Raw genomic sequence first — 18,926 nt, forward strand, 5'->3', positions numbered from 1 at the left:
CTCACACCGGCAGCGTCATGGCGCCGCCGAAGACAATGAAGGAGCACACATGGAGGCTGGGCGCCGTCCCACCCGTCAACGTCGTGGCTTCGAGCACGCGCACGAACTGCTTCGCCGCTCCGAGGTCCACGTCCTTCTCCGCAAAGGCATTAGCCGCCGCCAGTTGCACGGAGGCCGAACCAGACCCGGCCGGCACGTAGTCCGTCCAGGCGTCATCCTCTCCGTTGTCGCTGGAGTGCTGAAGCGTCACCTCGTAGCCCTGTGCCGTGGGGCTACCCGTCACCGCGCCCGTCGCGGCGACGAGGACGCAGCTCTCGCCCAGGACGAGCCGATCGTAGCCCGTCCCCTGGCGAGTCCCGGCAGGCGTCGCGGCAGGCGAGGAGCCCAGGCGAGCTGCGATGAAAGCGCCGATCTGGCTGATGTGCGGTGCGCTCATGATGTCCTTCCTTTCTGGGGCCCAGCCCCGGTCAGTTGCTGCCCCAGCTCAAGCCCGTCACCACCACGCCGCTCTGCCGGTGGCGCATGGCCAGGTCGTGCTTGGTGATGGCGCGCAGCACCGTCTGGTCCGTGGAGATGCCGGACACCACCTGGCCGCCACGCGTGAAGGCGCCGTTGGGGAAGACGTCGATTTCCAGCGCCATGGACTCGCCGATGAGCACCTCGGCCATGTCCACGAGGTACAGCTCCGAGCGGCTGTTGCCCGTGCCGAGCGTCTCCGGAATCTGGTTCGTGACGAAGAAGGGCACGTTGCGCAGCGTTCCGCGCTCCACCATCTCCTTCTCCAGCGAGTTGTAGCCCTCGCCACCAGGTCCCACCGCGTCCAGCAGCGCCGTCTCCGCGCCCGGAGCCATCAGCCACACGGGGTGCACCATGGGCACGTTGGCCTTCTTCAGCTTCCGCTTCGCCTTGTTCAGCTCCTTCTTCATCTCCAGCAGCGTCGGCGAGCCCGCCGTGGCCACCGTCTCCGCGTAGACGTGGGCCGTGTCCACCTGGTTGCGGATGCCGCGGGGCTCCAGTTGCGTGCCGCTACCCCGGAGGAAGGCCGCGTCCTCCCGCAGCGCCATGACGTTGAGCAAATCGTTACGGATGAACTCCTCGGCGTTGATGGAGGCGTTGCGGATGAGGTCGTTCGGCACCGCCGTCAGTGCCGTGAGCTTCTTCTCCGAGAGGCTCACCGAGTCTGTGCCCGGCTCCGACTCCTGGATGGTGCTCGTCTCCCCGCCGTAGAAGGCGGTGCCCGTGCTGGACTGCCGGTCGAAGGTGAGCGAGGCGCCAATGGGAATCACGCGCGCGCCGGCCTGCCGCACCACTGCCTTGTTGCGCAGCAGCTCGATGAACTCGGCGGCAAACTGGGGATGCACCGTCGAGCCTAGGCCGGAGTAGTTGCCCTGGGACAGCGACTTGCTCACCACCTCGTCGCCCCACCCCTTCAGCACGTCCACCACGTTGCGCCCATCCATGCGCGCGACGGCTTTCGCCTTCACGAAGCGGATGAGGTTGAGGCCCGTGCCCTCCGTCATGTGCTTGCCGGTAATCGGCGCGCGGCGGGGCTCCTCGGGCGTGGCGTCGGCCGCCTTCGCGCTCAGCAGGGCTGCGTAGCTTTCGCGGTGGCCCTTGGACTGCTCCACCAGTTGCGCGGCCACCAGCGGCCCCAGCGACTTCGCCATCTCCTGCATCTCTTCGGGGGTCATGCGTTCTCCTGGAGGTGCTGCAACAGGGCCCGCGCCGTGTGCGCGGCGAGGGCTTGGGTGTCGGACTCGGACAGAGTGGGAGGCGCTGCGGGCGGCGCGGCCTTGCGCTTCTTCCGCGCCTTGCGGCCCACGGCCTTCACCACGGCGTCAGTGATGTCGCGGATGAGGGCGGCGCGCTCGTCGGAGTGCTTTTTCAGCCGCACCGCGCGCTGGTTGCCGGGAATCGTGACGACGGAGATCTCCAGCAGTTCCTGCTCGTCGCAGTCGAAGCCGCCGCGCTCGTTCTCGTGGTAGCGCAGCATCCGGTAGCGCACGCTCACCGCGTTGAGGATGCCCTTCTCCACCTTGCGCTCGACGCGCCGGGCGAACTCGTCGTCCTGGTCGAACTCGATATCCACCAGGAGGGCATCGCCCTGGACATAGGCGCGGCCCTTACCGATTGGCAGAATGTCCGTGCGACCCGCACCGAACAGCCCTCCGGAACCGTCGTCGTGCATGTAGAGGACGACGGGGTTCGCGGCATAGGAATCAAGCTGCCAACCCTGGACGGACAGGCGGTCGTTGTAGCGGTCAAAATCGGCGTCGTTTGCCCGAAAGGTGAAGACCTTCGGGCCCCCATCATCGGGGGCAGGCGCGTGCTTCTTAGCGACGAGGCGGCGGGTCCTCTGAAGAGACTTAGGCATTCACCTCTTCAATGGGGGCACTTCCCGCGAGCTGCTCAAACGAACTAGCGTCCCGGCCAGCAAGCGAGATGAGCAGCCCTAACGATTCGTAGCAATCAGAGCATTCAAGCTCACAGAAGAGGACCAACTTCATGGCCACGGGCACAACGATCCACGATCAGTTCATAGAGCTTATCTGCACAGAAGATCCGCAGGAGCGTGGCTACCAATTCGAGAAGTTCCTTCTCGCCCTGTTTACTTGGTCTGGCCTACACCCACGTGCTGGCTTCCGAAATATCGGCGAGCAAATAGACGGCAGCTTCACTCTAAACAACAACACATATCTCGTAGAGGCAAAGCTAAAGTCCAAGCCAGCCGACTTTGCAGACCTATCGGCCATAGCCACCAAGGTAGGGGGGAAAGCTGAGTGGACACGGGGCCTACTAATCAGCATCAGCGGATTCTCTGACAAAGGCCTGAGAACGTTCTCAAACGGCCGCCCAACGAATATCCTCTGCATGGACTTCAACGACATCGACGCCGTACTTGACGGAAATGTAGGACTCAAAGAACTCATCGAAAGAAAAGCGCGATGCGCCGCCGAATCAAACACCTCCTTTTCCCCAGCTAAGGAGCTATTTCCAGAGAGATTCAAAGACGAAAAATCCACCAAGCCCCGCCCGAAATCACCGGGATTCAGACCAGCGGGGGATGCTCTTCAAGAAATCCTAGACCGAGACCCGCATAAGGAATTCCACATTTGGTGGGATCGTGTCACCGAACCAGAAGTTCACAACTTCACGTCCACACTCGATAGCGCATCCGAGCCACTCCTCCGAGAGTACATTTCAAACACCCCCCACCTTCTCATTGAGCATCTTCGCGGAGGGCACGGGCGCTACGTCATTCCGGGGGAGAAATTCATCAACTCACCACCAGTCGACTATCTAGTTGCCGAAAAATCCAGCATCGGGTTCGAATGGGAGATTGTCGAATTGGGCAGTCCGCTCGCCACGAGCATCGATCCTCAGGGATTCCCAACACAGCAGCTCGGCATCTCGTACGACCGAATCAAAAACTGGAGAGCATGGCTAAACGAGAATATCGACATTGCTCGTCGCCCAATCGCCCACGGCGGACTTGGGCTTTCCGATATTGAAATCGATACACCCGCACTAATCCTGTTGGGCCGCCGCGACGCGGCAGCCACCAGTGCAGCCCCTCGACTCAAGTCACTAATCCGAGAGTCCGTCAAAGTACACACATACGACTGGCTCATCGACAACCTATTGAGCAAGGCAAGAGGCCTATCCCGGAGACACGACTAGCGCACACCAAATAAAAACCACATCAAGCCTCTACCCTGCCTCGCTTCCACTTCTTCGAGACAGCCATAAACAATACTAAACACCTACCTCCTCAATAGGGACGAATTCCACACATGACAAACCAACATGAATCGGCAGCAACGCCCACGAATGACTGAAGCCAGTCTATCTTTCACGCTCTACACTGAGCCTCTTCGCGCGGCTTGACTCGAAATCTATCCAGCGATCAAAAAAGAGCATCCCAGCCACCCAAAGTGCCGCCACGCCAACCGCTTCACCCCAAGGGAGGCCAGCGCGGCCACTTGAGGCTGACCATTGGAGATCGCAGAAAATGATGACAAAAGGCAGGAATCCAAAGAACCATAAAATCCCAAGGTTCAGCGGCACCAGGACTCTCCAACCGTGCGACTCGTACCAGTCGAGGTTGCCGCCCAGCCATGTCCAGAACGCCCAGAGAGCGAATATGAATGCTATCACATTCATATTCCAAGCCCCACAACTCCGATGGCGGACAATCGCTTCGCAGTGAGCGGACCTCCTCGGATGACCTTCCCCTCACACCAAATCAGCAACATCCCCAAAGTCTCTTCGACGTACGACACAATCTCATTGCCAGGATTTTCTCCAAGCACTATCCCAAGGGACGCGCTACTGGGCCCTCTGAAGTGACGGTATTCAAGCAACTGCCCAACAGCTTCACGCACAGCAAAAAGTGAATCCCGCCCGCCAAGTGTCTTGACCTCAAAAATTACTTGAACGGGGCTATGAACAACAAGATCCAAAGGATGCGGCATGGTGACGTGAGCACCTGCGGATTGCAGTGCACTACCCACTACTGCCACTAACTTCTCGTGACCTCGCGTACGCCTCTGCAAACCGCCGCGAATTACGGCCTCGTAATCAGCATCATTTTTCAGTCGAAACTGACCGAGTGCTCGTGGAAATCTGGCCATCAGCGCCCGGGGAGCGCCAACGACTGGGCTCAAAGCAGCCAGCCTCTCTTGAGTTTCATCAAGAGAGGCTGTTAGCGAAGATAACTCAGGCCAGTGGTCAACCCACTCGGCAGGCATCTTAAAAAGGTAGCCTTGCCCTGCCCTCAACGTATCCGCATATCGTGATATTGGAGCGGCGATGAAATCATGCCTCTTCTTCATGCCGTCTAGCCACTGAAGTATCCAGTCTCGATTTTGGAGCTCGGCTAACCGTGCGAGCGAGAGCGGCTCAGCGGCAGGTGTATATCGATGAAGGGGCAGCCACCACCCAGGGCGCTCCGCTCCCGCATGTTTTGCGCGTCCATAGGTGCCATGGGGCGTCCAATCAATAGGGCGATCCTCAAGTGGGCCGCCAGCGACTGATGCACCGACGAACGCCTTAGCTACCGTCGAGTAATGAAAAACGACGTCGCCCGTCCAGATGGCCTGGATCAAAGAGTACGACCAATAGTCTCGCCCTCCTTCATCCCGAGAAGGGCACTTCAAGTCCGCACCAATATCGTCGCGACCAGTGACCTCGCACCAGAAGCATTCCTGAGATTCGGATTCCCACCAGTAGGCCATATTAAGATTCTATGTCCCCAGGCTGACTGGCCAGGGCCTTGGTCGTTCGGTTGCGCCCATTCTCCTGATGTGCGCCGCTCAGGACAAGTCGTAGCCCTGCGGAGGCCCCATCCGGACCATGAAGGGAGCAATCGATGAGCGCTTCAACAGTCCTCTCTGCAACCTGACACTCGCCTTTGCGACTCTCAGATCCTCTTGAAGAGGGACGTCCCTACTCCGACTTGGGATCCTGATCGTTTTCCAGGGCCTGTCCCGGCATTGGCAGCGGATAGCCTTGCCGGTTCGGGTCCGGCTTGAAGCCCGCTAGCTCCCGCCACTCCGTGTAGCTGAAGGCCTCCGGCATGGTGCCCATGACGCGAAGCTGGTGCTCGCGGTCCGCAGGCACTGGGCTGTCGTAGTCGAGAATGACCTCCGCGTCGCCGAACAGTGGCATCAGTCGCATCTGGTACTCGGTGCGGAGGAACTCCATGCGGGGGAACGTCGCCTGCTCGGCGAGGTTCTCCCGCGCCGCAAAGGCCGTCGCCTTGTTCGAGCTGGAGATGTCACCCACGATTTCGGGGGGCACGCGGTACGTCATCCGCACGAAGCCCATGAGGAACTTCCGCAGCTCCACCATCTGCATGTCGCGGAAGCTTGTATCCAGGCGGGCGAACGTCACCCGCCCACTGGTCAGCAGCAGCTTCCCCGCCTTGTCCGGCCCTTGGTGCTCGCGGGCCAGAGACTCCTTGAAGGCCTTCGCCCCCGCGCTGTTCGCGTCCGTCAGCCCCTCAATGGACGCGATGGCGGGCGGCAGCATGTTGTTCCAGAAGCTCGCTCGGAGAAACCGCGCCACGAACTCATCCGTGTCCAGCTCGTCGCCCAGCGCGAAGGCGGGTCCCACACCGCGCCCGAGCGGATCCTCCGGGTCGAGATTGCGCAGGTGCAGAACATCCGCCGCTGGAACCTGCCGCGACACACCGCCCACGGTGACAGTGAAGGTCCGCTGCTCACGCGGGACGTCCATCGCGGGCAGCCGCGTGACGACGTTGGGAGGCACCGGCCAGAAGCCCACGGGGAAGCCCGCCACGCGCTCCAGCACCAGGAAGGACTCTCCGACGAGGTCCAGGTACACCTGCACCAGCTTCGTCACGGAGCGGCCCGTCAGGTAGTCATTAGGGTCTGCGAGCATCCGTAGAACGGGATGGTCCGGCACTTCCTGGACTTCGCCCGCGTCGAGCATGGACTTCAGCCGCATGGCGCGGACCTCGCGCGTCGCGCTGCGCAGGGCGTAGTCCTTCACTGGCTGCCCATCCCGCGACACGCGGCGGTACACGCGCCAGTTCACTGCGGCCACCGAGTCCGCAACGGTATCCACCACCGTGCGCAGCCACGGCATCTCGCGGTACGCGGCGAGGAGCTGGGTGGTGCCACGACGCGGCGGCGCCTGCTGCCAGCGCGCCAGCTCAAGCCCTGTCCCCTGTCGCGGCTGGCGCACCACCGCCGACTTCATCCGGTTCCACAGTCCCATCCCGTCCACCCTCACAAGCAAAAGAACGAATCAGCGAACACCAGCTCGTGCGCGCCCCAGAGCAGGGCATCGACACGGTCATCGCGGCGGCCGTTGATGCCGCTGAACTTGGCAAGCTGGGCCTCCAGCTTCGGGAAGGTGCCCACCAGTTCAATTCGGCCCGTCTCCGCCAGGGCGCTTACCGGTTCGGCGCGCTTCGACTTCGCCTCCCGGGCGCGCACCGGCTTCACGTTGACCTGGACGCCCATCTCCGAGGCCACGGTCTGGATGGTCGTCTCCACCATCTCCCCGCCCGAGTTCACCTCGGCCACAAGGGCGTCACAGCCGAAGGCCAGGTACTCGCGGATCGCTGCGGCGGCCCACTCACGCGGCGAGCCCCGGAGGCTCGCATCCTTGAGCACGGAGATGCGCTTGAGGGGCGCACCATCCATCCCGGCAAGCGGACTGCTCCTCACGCCCTGGACGACGATGCCCGTCTCGTCCGAGCCCGTCTCGCTGGTGGGCGCCGGGTCCACGGACACGATGCGCCGGTCCAGGCCCCGCGCGTACTCGTGGGCATCCGCCTCCACCCTGCCCCACTTCGCCGAGCCGAAGATGGCACCGGGAACATCCATGAGCAGCCGGCCCAGCACCTCCTGCTGACCCCAGCGCGTGTGCATGAGGGCGCGCATGGTGGCGACGGCACTGGGCGCCAGGTTGGCGCGGTTGGCCAGGGAAGAGCCCGTGCGCAGCACCACGCCGGGCCGCAGCGCCTTCGATTCCGCGTCCGCGAAGAGCAGCTCCTCCAGCTTCTTCAACGGCCGGGGCGTGCCGGTGAGCAGCAGTTGGGGAGGACGCGCCGCGGTGCCGATGCGCAGCACCATGGGGAGCTGGTCCAGCGCCGCCATTTCGTGCTTCCAGGAAGCGGGCTCGTCGCCCCAGGCCCAGCCGCAGTTGGGGCCACGCAGCCGGTCCGGCTTATCCGCCGAGTAGCAGATGGCGTAGACGCCATTGGGCCACGTCACCCGGCGCTTGCTGGGCTCGTACACCGGTAGGAACCAGGGCGGCGACAGGGCCAGGATGCCGCTGGAGCCGCGAATCATCGTGTCGCGCACGTCGGCCGCCGTGGGGCCGATGAGGGCGCCAATCGTCTTCGCCTCGCGGGCCTTCTGAATCACCCAGCGGGCCCCGCTCCAAGTCTTCCCGAAGCCCCGCCCCGCCATGATGAAGCAGGTGGAGAAGGAAGCCGGGGGCACCTGCTCGCGCCGGGCCCAGAAGTCCAGGTCGTGGACGAGCGTTTCCACCTCGGGATGGGTGAGCTTCCCGAAGAGGCGCGCGAGGCCCTGGCGCGTGCCCGCGTGCTTCACCAGGTGCTCGGCGGGGGACTCGTCCGGGGCCAACGTCTCCACCATTCCGGAGAAGCGCAGGCGCTCGCGGTGGGCGACTTCCCAGGAAGGGGCGTCACGGGGCATCGTCGCTCCCTGCCTCGCTGGCATCCGCCTTGGGCTCCGGAGCATCCGGTAGGAAGCGCCCCAGCCGCTCCATGAGCAGCTCGCGCAGGGCGACCTCGTCGGCGGCCTTGTCCTCGGGCGCCTTCTCCTCGACGTTGTCGCGCCGGCCGTACAGCTCCGGGAAGCGACGGGAGAGCAGCCACTGGACGTGCTTCGGGTTGTGCGCGGCAGCCGCCATCAGCATGTCCGTGGCGGACTGCATGAACCTCGCTTCCGCCGCGCTCACCGCGAGGTGGAAGTCGCGGTAAACGCCGCGTTCCTCCCCCGCACCACGATGAAACCAGCGCGAAAGCGTCTGTTCGTTGATGCCAACGAGGCCCGCGACGGCTCTGCGGAAGAGGCCGCGCTCCAGGTGGCCGCAGATAAGTGCCTGAACTTCGGGAGTCAGCTTGGACGGGCGAGCCATTTCCCCTGTGAAATGGGGGCGGTTTCGCTGAAGAATTCGGCGCTACGCCCGACAAAACTCAGGGCGGCGCGGGCCGGGGCCGATTTTTCTCAAGATTTTTCGAGCGTGGGGGCCCGCCGAGCAAGGCTGAAAAGGGACGACCGTCCCAAATCTGGACCGGGGGGGGGGCATCACACCCACTCCCGCGCACATATAGAGTGTGACAGCTACATGCGGCTTGGGGAGACGCCCACAGGGCTAAACCAAACCTTCCCACAGGCTGAAATCAACCTGTAGCATCCGAGCATGAGCATTCCCGTTCCTGTCTTGGCAGCCTTCGGCTTCTACCTAACCCGTAAATTGCTGAAGACAAGCTCTCGCTCAAGGAAGAAGCGCACTCCTGGTGTGTACATGCAGATTGGGCGCAATGGTCGCGTCCGCTATGGGGAGTCGGAAAACGTCGAGCATCGCGCTCCTTTATCCGCACGAGAGAACATCGACTGCTTGGGACCTGATCCTGTCATCAAACTCATCCGCCGCGAACCAAACTTGGAAAAGCGCCGCATGCTCGAAACTCAGCTAATCACCGCGCATCGGGCCCGCGCACCAAATCAAGTTTGCAATCGCATTAATCGGTGACGACTCAGGCACCTGTCACGATGCGCTCGTGGCATGCCAGGAAGTCCACGCAGGACACCGCCCAGCGCCGCGTATACGCCCCGCCCTCGCACGTTTCGGTGACGGCCAGGGCTCCGGCGCCCCTCGGCACCTGGACGCCACACAGGACGCACGACGCAGCGTGCCGGTTGCGACGCAGCTCCGGCGTCCTGTCGGCACACGCGAGGTGACGCGGTCCCGTGCCCAGCGTGTACTCGATGCGCTCGCCCTTCAGCACGAGCGCGCCGCACGCGGCACAGGGGCCGCCACGCTGGGCGACGAGGACGGGCATCAGCGGCCCTTCGCCTCCATCCGCTCGCGCAGTTGCTCATGAGCACGGGCCAGCATCACGTCGAGCTGGCTCCGCGGCTGGTTCCACTCGATGGCCACCTGCCGCACGCCATGCGCCTTCTGGCCCAGCCCATGGACGCGGGACACCAGCTCGCGCAGCTGCGGATCCAACTTCAGCACCTCGCGCCGGAGGCGGGCGCACTCCTCCTGCACGGCATACAGCTCCTCGACGGTGGCCACCTCCAGCGCCAGGGCTGCGTCGTGAAGCTGCGTGGCGGAGTTGGGCAGTAACTCCGTGGGCGAGTCGCGGCTCACCAGCAGCGGCACGCGTGGCGTCTTCGCCTTGCCCTTGCGCCCACGCTGCGCGCTGTCTGACGGGTGGACGTCCGCGCTGTGCATGCGAATCTGGTCCATGATGGCGCGCCGGGCCCGCCACTCCACCCACGTGGCGAACGTCTGCCCGCCGCGCTTCTCGGGCTTATACGTGCCCACGGCTTTCAGCGCTTCGATGAGCGCCACCTGCACGAGGTCATCCTCTAGCAGCGAACCACTCAGCTTCTCGAAGGTCCTCGCCTGCCGACGAAGCTGGGGCTCCAGCAGGCGCAGCAGTGCGTCCGTCAGTTGCCGCGCTCGCGAGGCCTCTCCCGCCGCGTGTCGTCCGTGAATCTCGCTCACCAGCTCATCCGGGCTCGGCCGCGCCGTCCCACCTCGTGAAACACGGGCCTCACCCTTCGCTGCACGACGTCGCATCACTCCCCGTTCCTTCCGTGTTTCGAGAAAACCGCCGCACCCCATGCGACAATGTGGGCAACACCAAGCAATGCGCCTGCCATGTCACCCACGGAGGACAGTGCTCCGCCGAGAGTGAAACACCCGCCCTCGTGTGACAGGGCGCGGCAGCCGGCATGCCGCCCGGCCGTGTCCTGTTCGACCCGCATGGTTTCCTCCATTCGCCAGGACCTGGGGAGTAACATCCCCTTCTGACATGGGGCTCGCGGCCTGTAGCGCCGGGGCAGCGGCCCACCTACCCCTGCAAATGGGGGCGGACTTCCGGCGTGGCATTTCCGCGACGGGCGCCAAGGCCGGAGGGCGGCGAGCCCTTCACACACATCACTCTCGTTCTCTATCTCTATAGAGAGAATGAAAGAGAACTACATATATACGCGCGTAGGCCAATAGGAGATAGGGATAGTGCCCTGTGTGTGGTGTTGCCGTGTGTCTCGCGCGCATGAGACTGCCGGACAGCGCTGCGAGCCATCCGCGACAAGTGCCCCCATTGAAGCATGGCGAGGTCTCCTCCATGCCGGGCGTGGCCCGTCGCCACGCGGCTGGAGCACACATCACCCATGAAAGTCGCATTCTACGAATCAGCCCAGGACAACACCCCACGCGTTGAGGACTGGGACTGGACACGGCTGCGCGCCCTGCTCACCAAGCACCGTCGCAGCCGGTGCCCCCAGATACCCTGCCCCGGCCGTTGCCCCGCGAAGAATGGCCCCGCCTGGAGCCCGGTGGACATCGGCGAGCGACGCGGCAACGACTTCGTCCGTGCCGTCACGCTGGCCGTCTTCGACCTGGACCACCTGAAGGCGGAGCAACTCGCACCCCTCGAAGCGCTGGAGAGCGGCGGCTACGCCTACGCCCTGCACAGCACGCACAGCCACCGACCACCAGACTTCTGCATGCGCCTCGTCATGCCGCTGAGTCGCCCGGTGCTCCCGCGCGAATGGCCCACGGTACGGACCGCAGCCCTGGCGCTGTTACGCGTGCAGGCAGACCCAGCCACGAAGGACCTGTCGCGGCTCTACTTCCTGCCCGACGCGCCCGAGGGAGCGGAGTGCTTCGCGGAGAGCGCGGAGGGCAAGCCGCTGGACGTCGAGGCCCTCCTGGCGTCGCCGCGCACAACACTGCCGCTCCCATTGCCGCCAGCCACCGTGGACATGCAGCACCTGGCCACGCTGCTGCGTCGCCATGCGCGCCCGGAGAACAAGCCGCTCGTCGGCCGGGCGCTTCGCGGCGAGGCGCTGGCTCCCCGCGGCAGCCAGGACACCTCCCTGCAGCAGCTCATGAGCACCGTGGCCTTCTGCCTGCCCAACGACACGCCGGACGTGGCCGTCATCGAGTTGCTGCGCCCGTGCTTCGCCGCTACGGACTGGGGCGACGGCACCGAGCACCTCATGACCCAGGCCCTGAAGAAGCTGCACCGGGCCCGAGCACGCAAAGTGGAACGCGACACGAAGCGCCTCGCGGAGAACCATGACCTCGTCGCGCTCCTGGGCACATCCTCCGGGGCAGCGTCGTCCGCAGAGAAGCTGATCCCAGCGGACGAGGGGCAGGAAGCGCCGGAGGCATGGGGAAAGGCGCTGCTCACCTACGAGACGCGCGAGGGGGAGACGAAGTTGCGCAACTGCGAGGCCAACTTGTCCATGGTGCTCCTGCGCTCGCCTGAGTGGCGGGGGACGCTGCGCTTCAATGAGACGTCGAAGGAAATCGAGCACACGGGCAGCCCGCTGCGCGCGGACGTGCGCCAGGACGACCTGGATACGGAAATCGCCGTCTGGGTCCAGGGCAGTAGCTACGGGCGCCTGGGTCTCATGCCGCGCCCCGCCCAGGTGCGCGACGTGCTTCGCCAGGTAGCCCACGCCAACGCCTACGACCCGCTGCGCGACTACCTGGAGGGACTCGTCTGGGACGGGACGCCGCGCATCGACACCTTCCTGGAGCGCTACCTGGGCGCCAGCGGCGACATGGCGCACCTGCGGACCATCGGTCCCAAGTGGCTCATCAGCGCCGTGGCGCGGGCCCTCAAGCCGGGCTGCAAGGTCGACACGGTGCTGATTCTTGAGGGGCCCCAGGGACTGAGGAAGTCCACGGCTTTCCGGGTGCTGGCGAGCGAGTGGTTCAGCGACGCGACGCTGGACATCGGCCACAAGGACTCCGCGGCGCTCGCATCCCAGTTCTGGGTCATCGAGTTGGCGGAGCTGGACGCCGTCCGGCGCGCGTCGGATGTGCAGGCCCTCAAGGCCTACGTGTCGCGAAGCGAGGACACCTACCGGCCGCCCTACGGGCGCGTCACGGTTCGCACGGCGCGGCGTTGCGTCTTCGTCGGCACCACCAACAGCGAGGAGTACCTGCGCAACGACCCGAGCGGCTACCGGCGCTGGTGGCCGGTGCGCTGCACGTCCATCGACATCGAGGCGCTGAAGGCGGACCGCGCGCAGCTCTGGGCGGAGGCCGTGGCGCGCTTCCGAGAGGGCGAGAAGTGGTGGTTGTCGGAGGAGGAAATCCCCCGCGCCGAGTCCCAGGCGAAGGAGCGCAGCGAGACGCCGAACGACGGGAAGCGGGATGCCATCGTCCAGTGGCTCCTGCGCATGCCGCCCGCGCGACGCCCGGTGGACGTGCCCCTACTGACGGTGGCGGAGGAGGCGCTGGGCGTCATGAAGGGCAACCTCAACGCGGCCACGGACAGGGAAATTGCTAGCGTCCTGCGTGACCTCGGCTTCCGGAAGCGCATCCAGAGCGTGGCCACCGTGCGGCGCCGAGTCTGGGTTGTGCCCGAGGCGCTCCGTACCGCGCCTGAGGAGCGGGGCCCTGCACCTGCCGCACTGGAAGCCCGAGTCTCCCACAATTAGCTCTCCGGCTTCTTGAAGCTGTTGAACTGGACCACGCACGATTGAACTGCAAACCTTCCCAAGAGACAGGCGCCCATACGAGGCTGCATTAGAAGTAACTATGCCGCACCGCCCGCTGGGATAGATAGAGGCATGGCAGGATCCTAGAGCATGTGGGACATTCGATACAGCGGTGGCAACCAGCGAGGCTTAGAATGAGTGAATCGACCACGACACATGCAGGCAGTCCAGAAGAGACCAAGAGATTCCATGGCAACGCGGGTGAATTTCTTGTGCTTGGGGAGCTATTAAAAAGAAAAATAGAGGCATACCTTGCCCTCGGAAAAACACAGCGCGACTGGGACATCGGAGTAATTCTGCACAACCGAAGCGCACCGCTTCGCGTATCAGTAAAATCCGTCGACTGGCCCCAAAAAATCGCCACCCAAATAAGACCTAGCGCCAAATTCGACGTTCTCGTGATTGTTCTTCTGAATGGCGAGAAACCATCAATCTTCCTCGTAATCCCTCAAAGGGACGTATCGAAGCTGCTTGATGAAAAGAAGGTAGACCGACCAGGCGGAACACGAACGATAACCGTTCGAGCCAGCTATCGAGACCCCAACAGCAAACCAAAGAATGCGGACAAACAATTCACGCAATACGAACACAAATGGGAACATATCGCCGCACACCAGCCAGAAACCACTCAACACACAACAACCAACTCGCATCCCACCAAGAAAGGAGCTTGAGCCATGAAGGAAAAGACATACAAAACAGGATTTACCTACACTCAACGCAAATTGCTCGACAAGGCGCTCTCCGAATTTGTGGTCGAACATGCACGCAAATTTGGACTACCCGAAGAAGCAGTCACGCAAGAAATTAGATATTGGCAACAGTCAACCTCCCAATGGCGCACAAACCCCACGCAGACAGAAAAAAAGAAGAGCTTCAGACAGTGGGGGGCACGATGCTGGCTCTGCGAGGTCCCGATTGGCGCAATCACAGGTGCTACTTTTCACCATCTGCGGCGAGGGGTTGCCAACCTTCACTCTCCCGAAAACTTAGTCCCCCTTCACCGAGACAAGGAATTTGGCTGCCACGAAAAGCTTCACAATGCTCCGCCAGGCAGTCTCACTGCGGGTTCCCTCAGGGGACGTTGAACCAAGCGGGCAGGCTCCGGCGCTGCTCCCGCATTGGCATAGCCTAAGCTGTGATGGCCTGATTGTTGGCCCCTTTGGCAGCGCGGCTCTCCGTCCCCGAGATTTTCACGTCGCTTGCGATCGGAGCCACGGCCGGAAGTTGCCCCCATTAAATGGGTGGTGAGTCACTCCGCCGAAGAAGTCACACGCCACGCTGTTGAAAGCGGCGTCCTCCGCAGACTGTCTGTCTCCCAGCTGCGGAAGTTCGCCCTCTGCGAGCGTGCGTGGTTCTTCGCCAAGGTCCTCCGGCTGCCTGAGCGGCCCCTCAAGGCCCGAGACCTTGGCACCGCAGTCCATGCCCAGCTTGAGTACTACCTGCGCACGGGTGAGGACGTGCTGGGTGCCCTCGCGGCGGCCGGCAAGCACCTGCTCCCCGCCCCAGGTCCTGACCTCCTCGTAGAGGAGCACTTCGGCCAGCCCTCCCCTCTCTTCGCTAATGGCATTCCGCTCACCGGCTACATCGACCTCGTCAACCCGCGACGCCTCGCCGAGGGCGTGCTGCGCGTCACGGACCACAAGACGACGAAGTCTATCGCCAGCTACGCCGCCACGCCCGAGCAGCTCACCTCTGCCGCCCATGACGCCGGCATCCAGATGGTGGGCTACGGCTACTGGGCCGTCCTCGCCGCAGAGCGCTTCCCGGGGCTGAAGCGGCTGGAGCTGGAGCACCTCTACTTCCAGACCCACGGCGCGCGGCTCGCGCGCTCCGTCGTCGCCACCGTTAGCGTCGAGCACGTCCGCGACGAGTGGCACACGCACGTCGAGCCGATGGCGCGCCGCATGCGCGACGTCGCGCGGGCCACCTCCCCCAGCCAGGTCAAACCCACCTGGAGCGCCTGCCAGAAGTACGGCGGGTGCTCCTTCCAGGCGCAGTGCCTCAACTCGCAGTCACAAGGAAGCAAGCCCATGGCCCTGATGGACCGCATCCTCAAGCCCCAGACTCCGCCCACGCCGCCCGCCGCATCCGCGCCCGCCCAGGCCGCCACGGAGCTGGAGTTGGCCGCGGTGCTGCCTCCGGACGCCCCGAAGAGTGATCCGGCGCTCGCGTCCATCCCAGCGCCCGAGCAGGCCGCCTTGCCGGCCAGCGACGAAGCCCCGCGCCGCAAGCGCCGCACGAAGGCGGAGATGGAGGCCGCCCGCACCTCCGACCCCAGCCGTCCCGCCGAGGGCAGCCTGTCCCTGTTCGTGGACTGCGTGCCCAACTGCCCTGCCGAGCCGCTGGCTGGCTACGTCGGCCGCATGGTGGCAAAGATTGAGCAGGAGTGCGGCGTGGTGGATATCCGCGTCGCTCCCAACGACTCGCCCCTGGCCTACGGGAAGTGGAAGGGCGTCCTGGCCGCCACCATCCGCGCCGAGCCTCCCGAGCCCGGCACCTACGCCGCCCTGGGCGTGGCCGGCAGCGAGCTGATGCAGGTGGCCGTGGAAGCCCTGGAGCCGCTCTGTGGCACGGGGCACTTCGTCCGGGGCGTCCGGTAGCGAGGGCCGCCCGTGAAGCTGCTTCAGCGCCTTGGCGTGTCCCTCCCGCCGTCACAACCACCGGGCGACGTGCCCCCAGTGGCCGAAAACTACTCGCGCACGGGCCGCTCGCCCGTGGGCTGGTCCTCGGACCTCTCCCGCATCCTCGCCCTACCCCGCCGCGACCTGGCTGCGTCCTACACAGCGGCGGACGTCGAGGCGCTGGAGGCACAGCTACGCGCCCCAGCGGGCCCGTGTGGCTGCGCGGCCATGTCCCCTGCCCGTCCATGCCCCACGCGCCTGCGGCGCGTCCAGGCCCTGGCGTTGCTGGAGGCGTCTCGCGTGGGCGGGTTGCTGGGGCCCATCGGCACCGGCCACGGCAAGGAGTTGACGACGTTCCTGATGCCCATGGTGATGCCGGCCTGCCGCGTGGCGGTCCTCTTCATCCCGGCCAACCTGCTGCCGCAGTTCACCGCGGAGTGGGACTACTACGGCGCGCACTGGAGCCTGCCCAACCTCGCGGGCGGGCGCTGGTTCCGTCCCGGCCTGCCGGTGCTGCACGTTATCTCCTACAACAAGCTCTCCAGCCAGGAAGCCACGGACCTGCTGGAGCGCATCCGCCCGGACCTCGTCATCCTCAACGAGGCGCACAACCTCAAGGACCCGAAGGCCTCGCGCACTGGCCGCTTCCTTCGCTACTTCGAGAAGCGGCCGGAGACGCGACTCGTGGCCCTGTCGGGCACGTTCGCGTCCAAGAGCATCAAGGACTACGCGCACCTGTCGCGGCTGGCGCTGCGCGAGGGCTCGCCCCTGCCGCTGGCGCATCATGTCGTGGAGGAATGGGGCACGGCGCTGGACCCGGGCAAGGTGATTGCCCCACCTGGCGCGCTGGAGCGGCTGTGCGAGCCCGAGGAGCACGTCCGCGAGGGCTTCTGCCGCCGTCGCAACAACACGCGCGGCGTCGTGGCCACGGACGAGAGCGCGCTCGACAAGCCCCTCGTCATCCGCCCACGCTACCCGGGTCCGGTGCCTGCGGAGCTGCTGGCGCTTATCGAGCTGGCCCACGGTGGCGAGCGCCCGGACGGAGAGCAGTTCCAGGAGCAGCTCCAAGCCATCGCCTGCGCGCGTCAGCTATCGGCCGGGTTCTTCCACCGCTGGTGCTACCCTCGGGGCGAGCCCCCAGAGCTGATCGAGGAGTGGTTCGCGAAGCGGAAGGCCTGGAACAAGGAGGTGTGGGAGGAGCTGAAGGGCGAGCGCCGCGAGCATCTGGACTCACCGGGGCTGCTCACCAAAGCCGCTATCCGCGCGCACATGTCCCCGCCCTACGAGGGCGACAAGCCGGTGTGGGATGCCTCAACGTGGACGGGTTGGGCGGAGATTCACGACGCGGTGCAGCCTGAGCCGCAAGCCGTGTGGGTGTCGGACTTCCTCGTGCAAGACGCAGCAGAGTGGGCGCGGACCCAGGTCGGAATTGTCTGGGTGGAGTTTCCGGAGCTGGGGGAGCGGATCGCCCGCGCAGCCGGCGTGCCGTTCTACGGCGGAGGCCGGGCCGCGTCAGAAGCCATCCTCCAAGAGAGCGGGCGGCGCTCCATCGTCGCGAGCATCAAGGCACACGCGACGGGCAAGAACCTCCAGCAGTTCTGCCGCAACCTCGTGGTGACACCGCCTTCGGACGGCGCCCTCTGGGAGCAGCTTCTCGCGCGCACGCACCGCCCTGGGCAGAGGGCGGCATGCGTCGAGGCGGAGGTGTGCCAGCATACGCGCGACTACACCGATGCCTTCGTGACCGCCCGAGAGAGAGCTTTGTTCATCAAACAGACAGACGGGCAAATCCAGAAGCTACTACTAACTCAATAATCACCTTTGTCCACGCCACTTGTCGAACCCAGCAATCAAATTCCTCACACACGCCGATGCCTTTTCCTTTGTGTCACATTCGCTTGCCAGAACCCGCTCAATTAGCGCCCCCTCCATCTTAAAAATCCGGGTACGACGATCTGCCTCTGCCGGACTCTCCACATGAACTGTATCCCCATCCACTTCAACAACCATCATCGCCCCATCCTTGAGCACGATAAAGTCCGGCTCAATGCGCTGGTACGCGCCAGCCCCCCCTCGAAGAAAAACAGGCAGAGGCGCAAACGCCACGCCAGCAGCCTTGAGCGCTCGATAAACATGTATCTCCACCCCCGATCGAAAAAGCAGCCCATCTTCCTGTCTCGACGGAAGATTATCAGAGCGAACCCTCCCTTGATTATTAATCCCTTCCCCTCTCAGCCATCGCTTTGCATCAGTTCGCCAGTCATCCAAACCGGAAACGGCCACATTAATTGAAACATCGCGAATCCAATCATTAAAGCCATCCTGCCCAAGCTCACGCGTGACCTTCAAAATATTCGCGCAACAAGAATCAGACATCTCCTGATCCATCTGCTTATAGTACTTAAGGGGGAGTCGAATCCTAATCAACCACTGGCAATAATCACCGTCAGACTCCATCAACTCAAATCCCAAATCACCCGCAGTCAGAACTGCAACCTCTCTCGCAAGGCCATCGTACTTTAGAAGCTGAACGACTTTCGAGAAATACTCATCCGCCTTCGCCGCAAACCCCGGGCCAGGAGGGGGGCGTCTTGCCTCTTGGCCGGGATTCTCTAGGTAAGAAAGAAGGCCATCAAACGAATGACGCACATGTACTCGTCGGTCAGAAAAGTTTGCAAAACCCCTCCCAATAAAGTCTCCGAACTCCGACAAGGTCCTGCAAGAGCGAACATACTCCGGCACGAATCTCGCGATGGCTGGTTCGCCGATCAACAGCTTGCGCAAACGCCGATATTCACTGTCGCTCTCAGGCTGGGAACACTCATTTGAACGCTCTACCAGCAACTCCTTGAATTGCTCCGCGTCCTCAAGCCTGACAACGTTCTTCGATTGCTCTGACATCGTCGCCACCTCGGCGGCATTAGTTTCGCCCGACATTACCACACAGGCTCCAGCTTGGTCGCCTCCTGACCTGGGCGCCACGCATCCTCTAGAAACCGCCCCCATTAAAACTGGTGAGGACGTCTCTTGACGTCTCATCACC

Annotated in this window: 17 protein-coding genes; 6 read left to right on the forward strand and 11 right to left on the reverse strand. The window is 63.9% G+C overall.

Annotated elements, in window-relative coordinates; translation table 11 throughout:
* Position 1: 1 nt before the first annotated feature.
* From D7Y13_RS01465 to D7Y13_RS01475, 3 genes are read right to left on the reverse strand one after another with little or no spacing between them, the layout of a single operon-like run.
* Positions 2–436: a hypothetical protein gene (locus D7Y13_RS01465; protein WP_120582543.1), complete on the reverse strand. Its 435-nt coding sequence runs from the start codon at positions 434–436 to the stop codon at positions 2–4.
* 31 nt (positions 437–467) lie between these two features.
* Entirely contained in the window at positions 468–1,691 is a 1,224-nt protein-coding gene (locus D7Y13_RS01470) for a phage major capsid protein (RefSeq protein WP_120582544.1), read from the reverse strand.
* Positions 1,688–2,374 (reverse strand): HK97 family phage prohead protease, encoded by a 687-nt coding sequence (locus tag D7Y13_RS01475; protein WP_120582545.1) that lies wholly within the window; start codon positions 2,372–2,374, stop codon positions 1,688–1,690. Before D7Y13_RS01475 ends, D7Y13_RS01470 begins: the two co-directional genes overlap by 4 nt.
* A gap of 131 nt (positions 2,375–2,505) precedes the next feature.
* On the opposite strand from D7Y13_RS01475, the gene D7Y13_RS45040 reads away from it, so the two are divergent.
* On the forward strand, positions 2,506–3,681 hold the full coding sequence (locus D7Y13_RS45040) for a restriction endonuclease (RefSeq protein ID WP_147444197.1): 1,176 nt from the start codon (positions 2,506–2,508) through the stop codon (positions 3,679–3,681).
* 165 nt (positions 3,682–3,846) lie between these two features.
* On the opposite strand, the gene D7Y13_RS45045 is transcribed toward D7Y13_RS45040, so the two are convergent.
* The 5 genes from D7Y13_RS45045 to D7Y13_RS01490 form a co-directional block, all read right to left on the reverse strand.
* Entirely contained in the window at positions 3,847–4,068 is a 222-nt protein-coding gene (locus D7Y13_RS45045; protein WP_147452414.1) for a hypothetical protein, read from the reverse strand.
* Between the two features lie 92 nt (positions 4,069–4,160).
* Positions 4,161–5,237, reverse strand: a complete 1,077-nt coding sequence (locus D7Y13_RS45050) for a hypothetical protein (protein ID WP_147452415.1) — start codon at positions 5,235–5,237, stop codon at positions 4,161–4,163.
* 211 nt (positions 5,238–5,448) lie between these two features.
* Positions 5,449–6,744: a phage portal protein gene (locus tag D7Y13_RS01480; RefSeq protein WP_120582546.1), complete on the reverse strand. Its 1,296-nt coding sequence runs from the start codon at positions 6,742–6,744 to the stop codon at positions 5,449–5,451.
* 11 nt (positions 6,745–6,755) lie between these two features.
* The gene (locus D7Y13_RS01485; protein ID WP_233595326.1) at positions 6,756–8,195 is read right to left on the reverse strand and encodes a terminase large subunit domain-containing protein; all 1,440 of its coding nucleotides are present in this window, start codon (positions 8,193–8,195) and stop codon (positions 6,756–6,758) included.
* A complete protein-coding gene (locus D7Y13_RS01490; protein WP_120582547.1) occupies positions 8,185–8,640 on the reverse strand; it encodes a hypothetical protein in 456 nt (151 codons plus the stop codon). The genes D7Y13_RS01485 and D7Y13_RS01490 overlap by 11 nt, the downstream gene beginning before the upstream one ends.
* 285 nt (positions 8,641–8,925) lie before the next feature.
* Between D7Y13_RS01490 and D7Y13_RS45055 the strand changes: the two genes are divergently transcribed.
* Positions 8,926–9,258 carry a hypothetical protein gene (locus tag D7Y13_RS45055; protein WP_147444199.1) on the forward strand — a complete coding sequence of 111 codons (333 nt, stop codon included), beginning with the start codon at positions 8,926–8,928 and terminating at the stop codon, positions 9,256–9,258.
* A 4-nt stretch (positions 9,259–9,262) separates the two neighbouring features.
* On the opposite strand, the gene D7Y13_RS01495 is transcribed toward D7Y13_RS45055, so the two are convergent.
* Positions 9,263–9,568 (reverse strand): hypothetical protein, encoded by a 306-nt coding sequence (locus D7Y13_RS01495; RefSeq protein ID WP_120582548.1) that lies wholly within the window; start codon positions 9,566–9,568, stop codon positions 9,263–9,265.
* A complete protein-coding gene (locus D7Y13_RS01500) occupies positions 9,568–10,242 on the reverse strand; it encodes a sigma-70 family RNA polymerase sigma factor (RefSeq protein ID WP_158620287.1) in 675 nt (224 codons plus the stop codon). Before D7Y13_RS01500 ends, D7Y13_RS01495 begins: the two co-directional genes overlap by 1 nt.
* Positions 10,243–10,913: 671 nt before the next feature.
* On the opposite strand from D7Y13_RS01500, the gene D7Y13_RS01505 reads away from it, so the two are divergent.
* The 4 genes from D7Y13_RS01505 to D7Y13_RS01515 all read left to right on the forward strand — a co-directional run bounded on the left by D7Y13_RS01505 (position 10,914) and on the right by D7Y13_RS01515 (position 17,698).
* On the forward strand, positions 10,914–13,199 hold the full coding sequence (locus D7Y13_RS01505) for a virulence-associated E family protein (RefSeq protein WP_120582550.1): 2,286 nt from the start codon (positions 10,914–10,916) through the stop codon (positions 13,197–13,199).
* A gap of 194 nt (positions 13,200–13,393) precedes the next feature.
* Positions 13,394–13,933, forward strand: coding sequence for a hypothetical protein (locus D7Y13_RS45060; protein ID WP_147444200.1), 540 nt, complete (start codon positions 13,394–13,396; stop codon positions 13,931–13,933).
* Between the two features lie 573 nt (positions 13,934–14,506).
* Positions 14,507–15,862, forward strand: coding sequence for a RecB family exonuclease (locus D7Y13_RS01510; protein WP_120582562.1), 1,356 nt, complete (start codon positions 14,507–14,509; stop codon positions 15,860–15,862).
* A 12-nt stretch (positions 15,863–15,874) separates the two neighbouring features.
* A complete protein-coding gene (locus D7Y13_RS01515; RefSeq protein WP_120582551.1) occupies positions 15,875–17,698 on the forward strand; it encodes a helicase in 1,824 nt (607 codons plus the stop codon).
* Here D7Y13_RS01515 and D7Y13_RS45065 read toward each other — a convergent pair whose 3' ends face one another.
* Positions 17,699–18,820, reverse strand: coding sequence for a hypothetical protein (locus D7Y13_RS45065; protein WP_147444201.1), 1,122 nt, complete (start codon positions 18,818–18,820; stop codon positions 17,699–17,701). It lies immediately after the preceding gene.
* Positions 18,821–18,926: the final 106 nt, after the last annotated feature.

The sequence above is a fragment of the Corallococcus praedator genome (assembly GCF_003612125.1).
GTDB classification, from domain to species: domain Bacteria; phylum Myxococcota; class Myxococcia; order Myxococcales; family Myxococcaceae; genus Corallococcus; species Corallococcus praedator.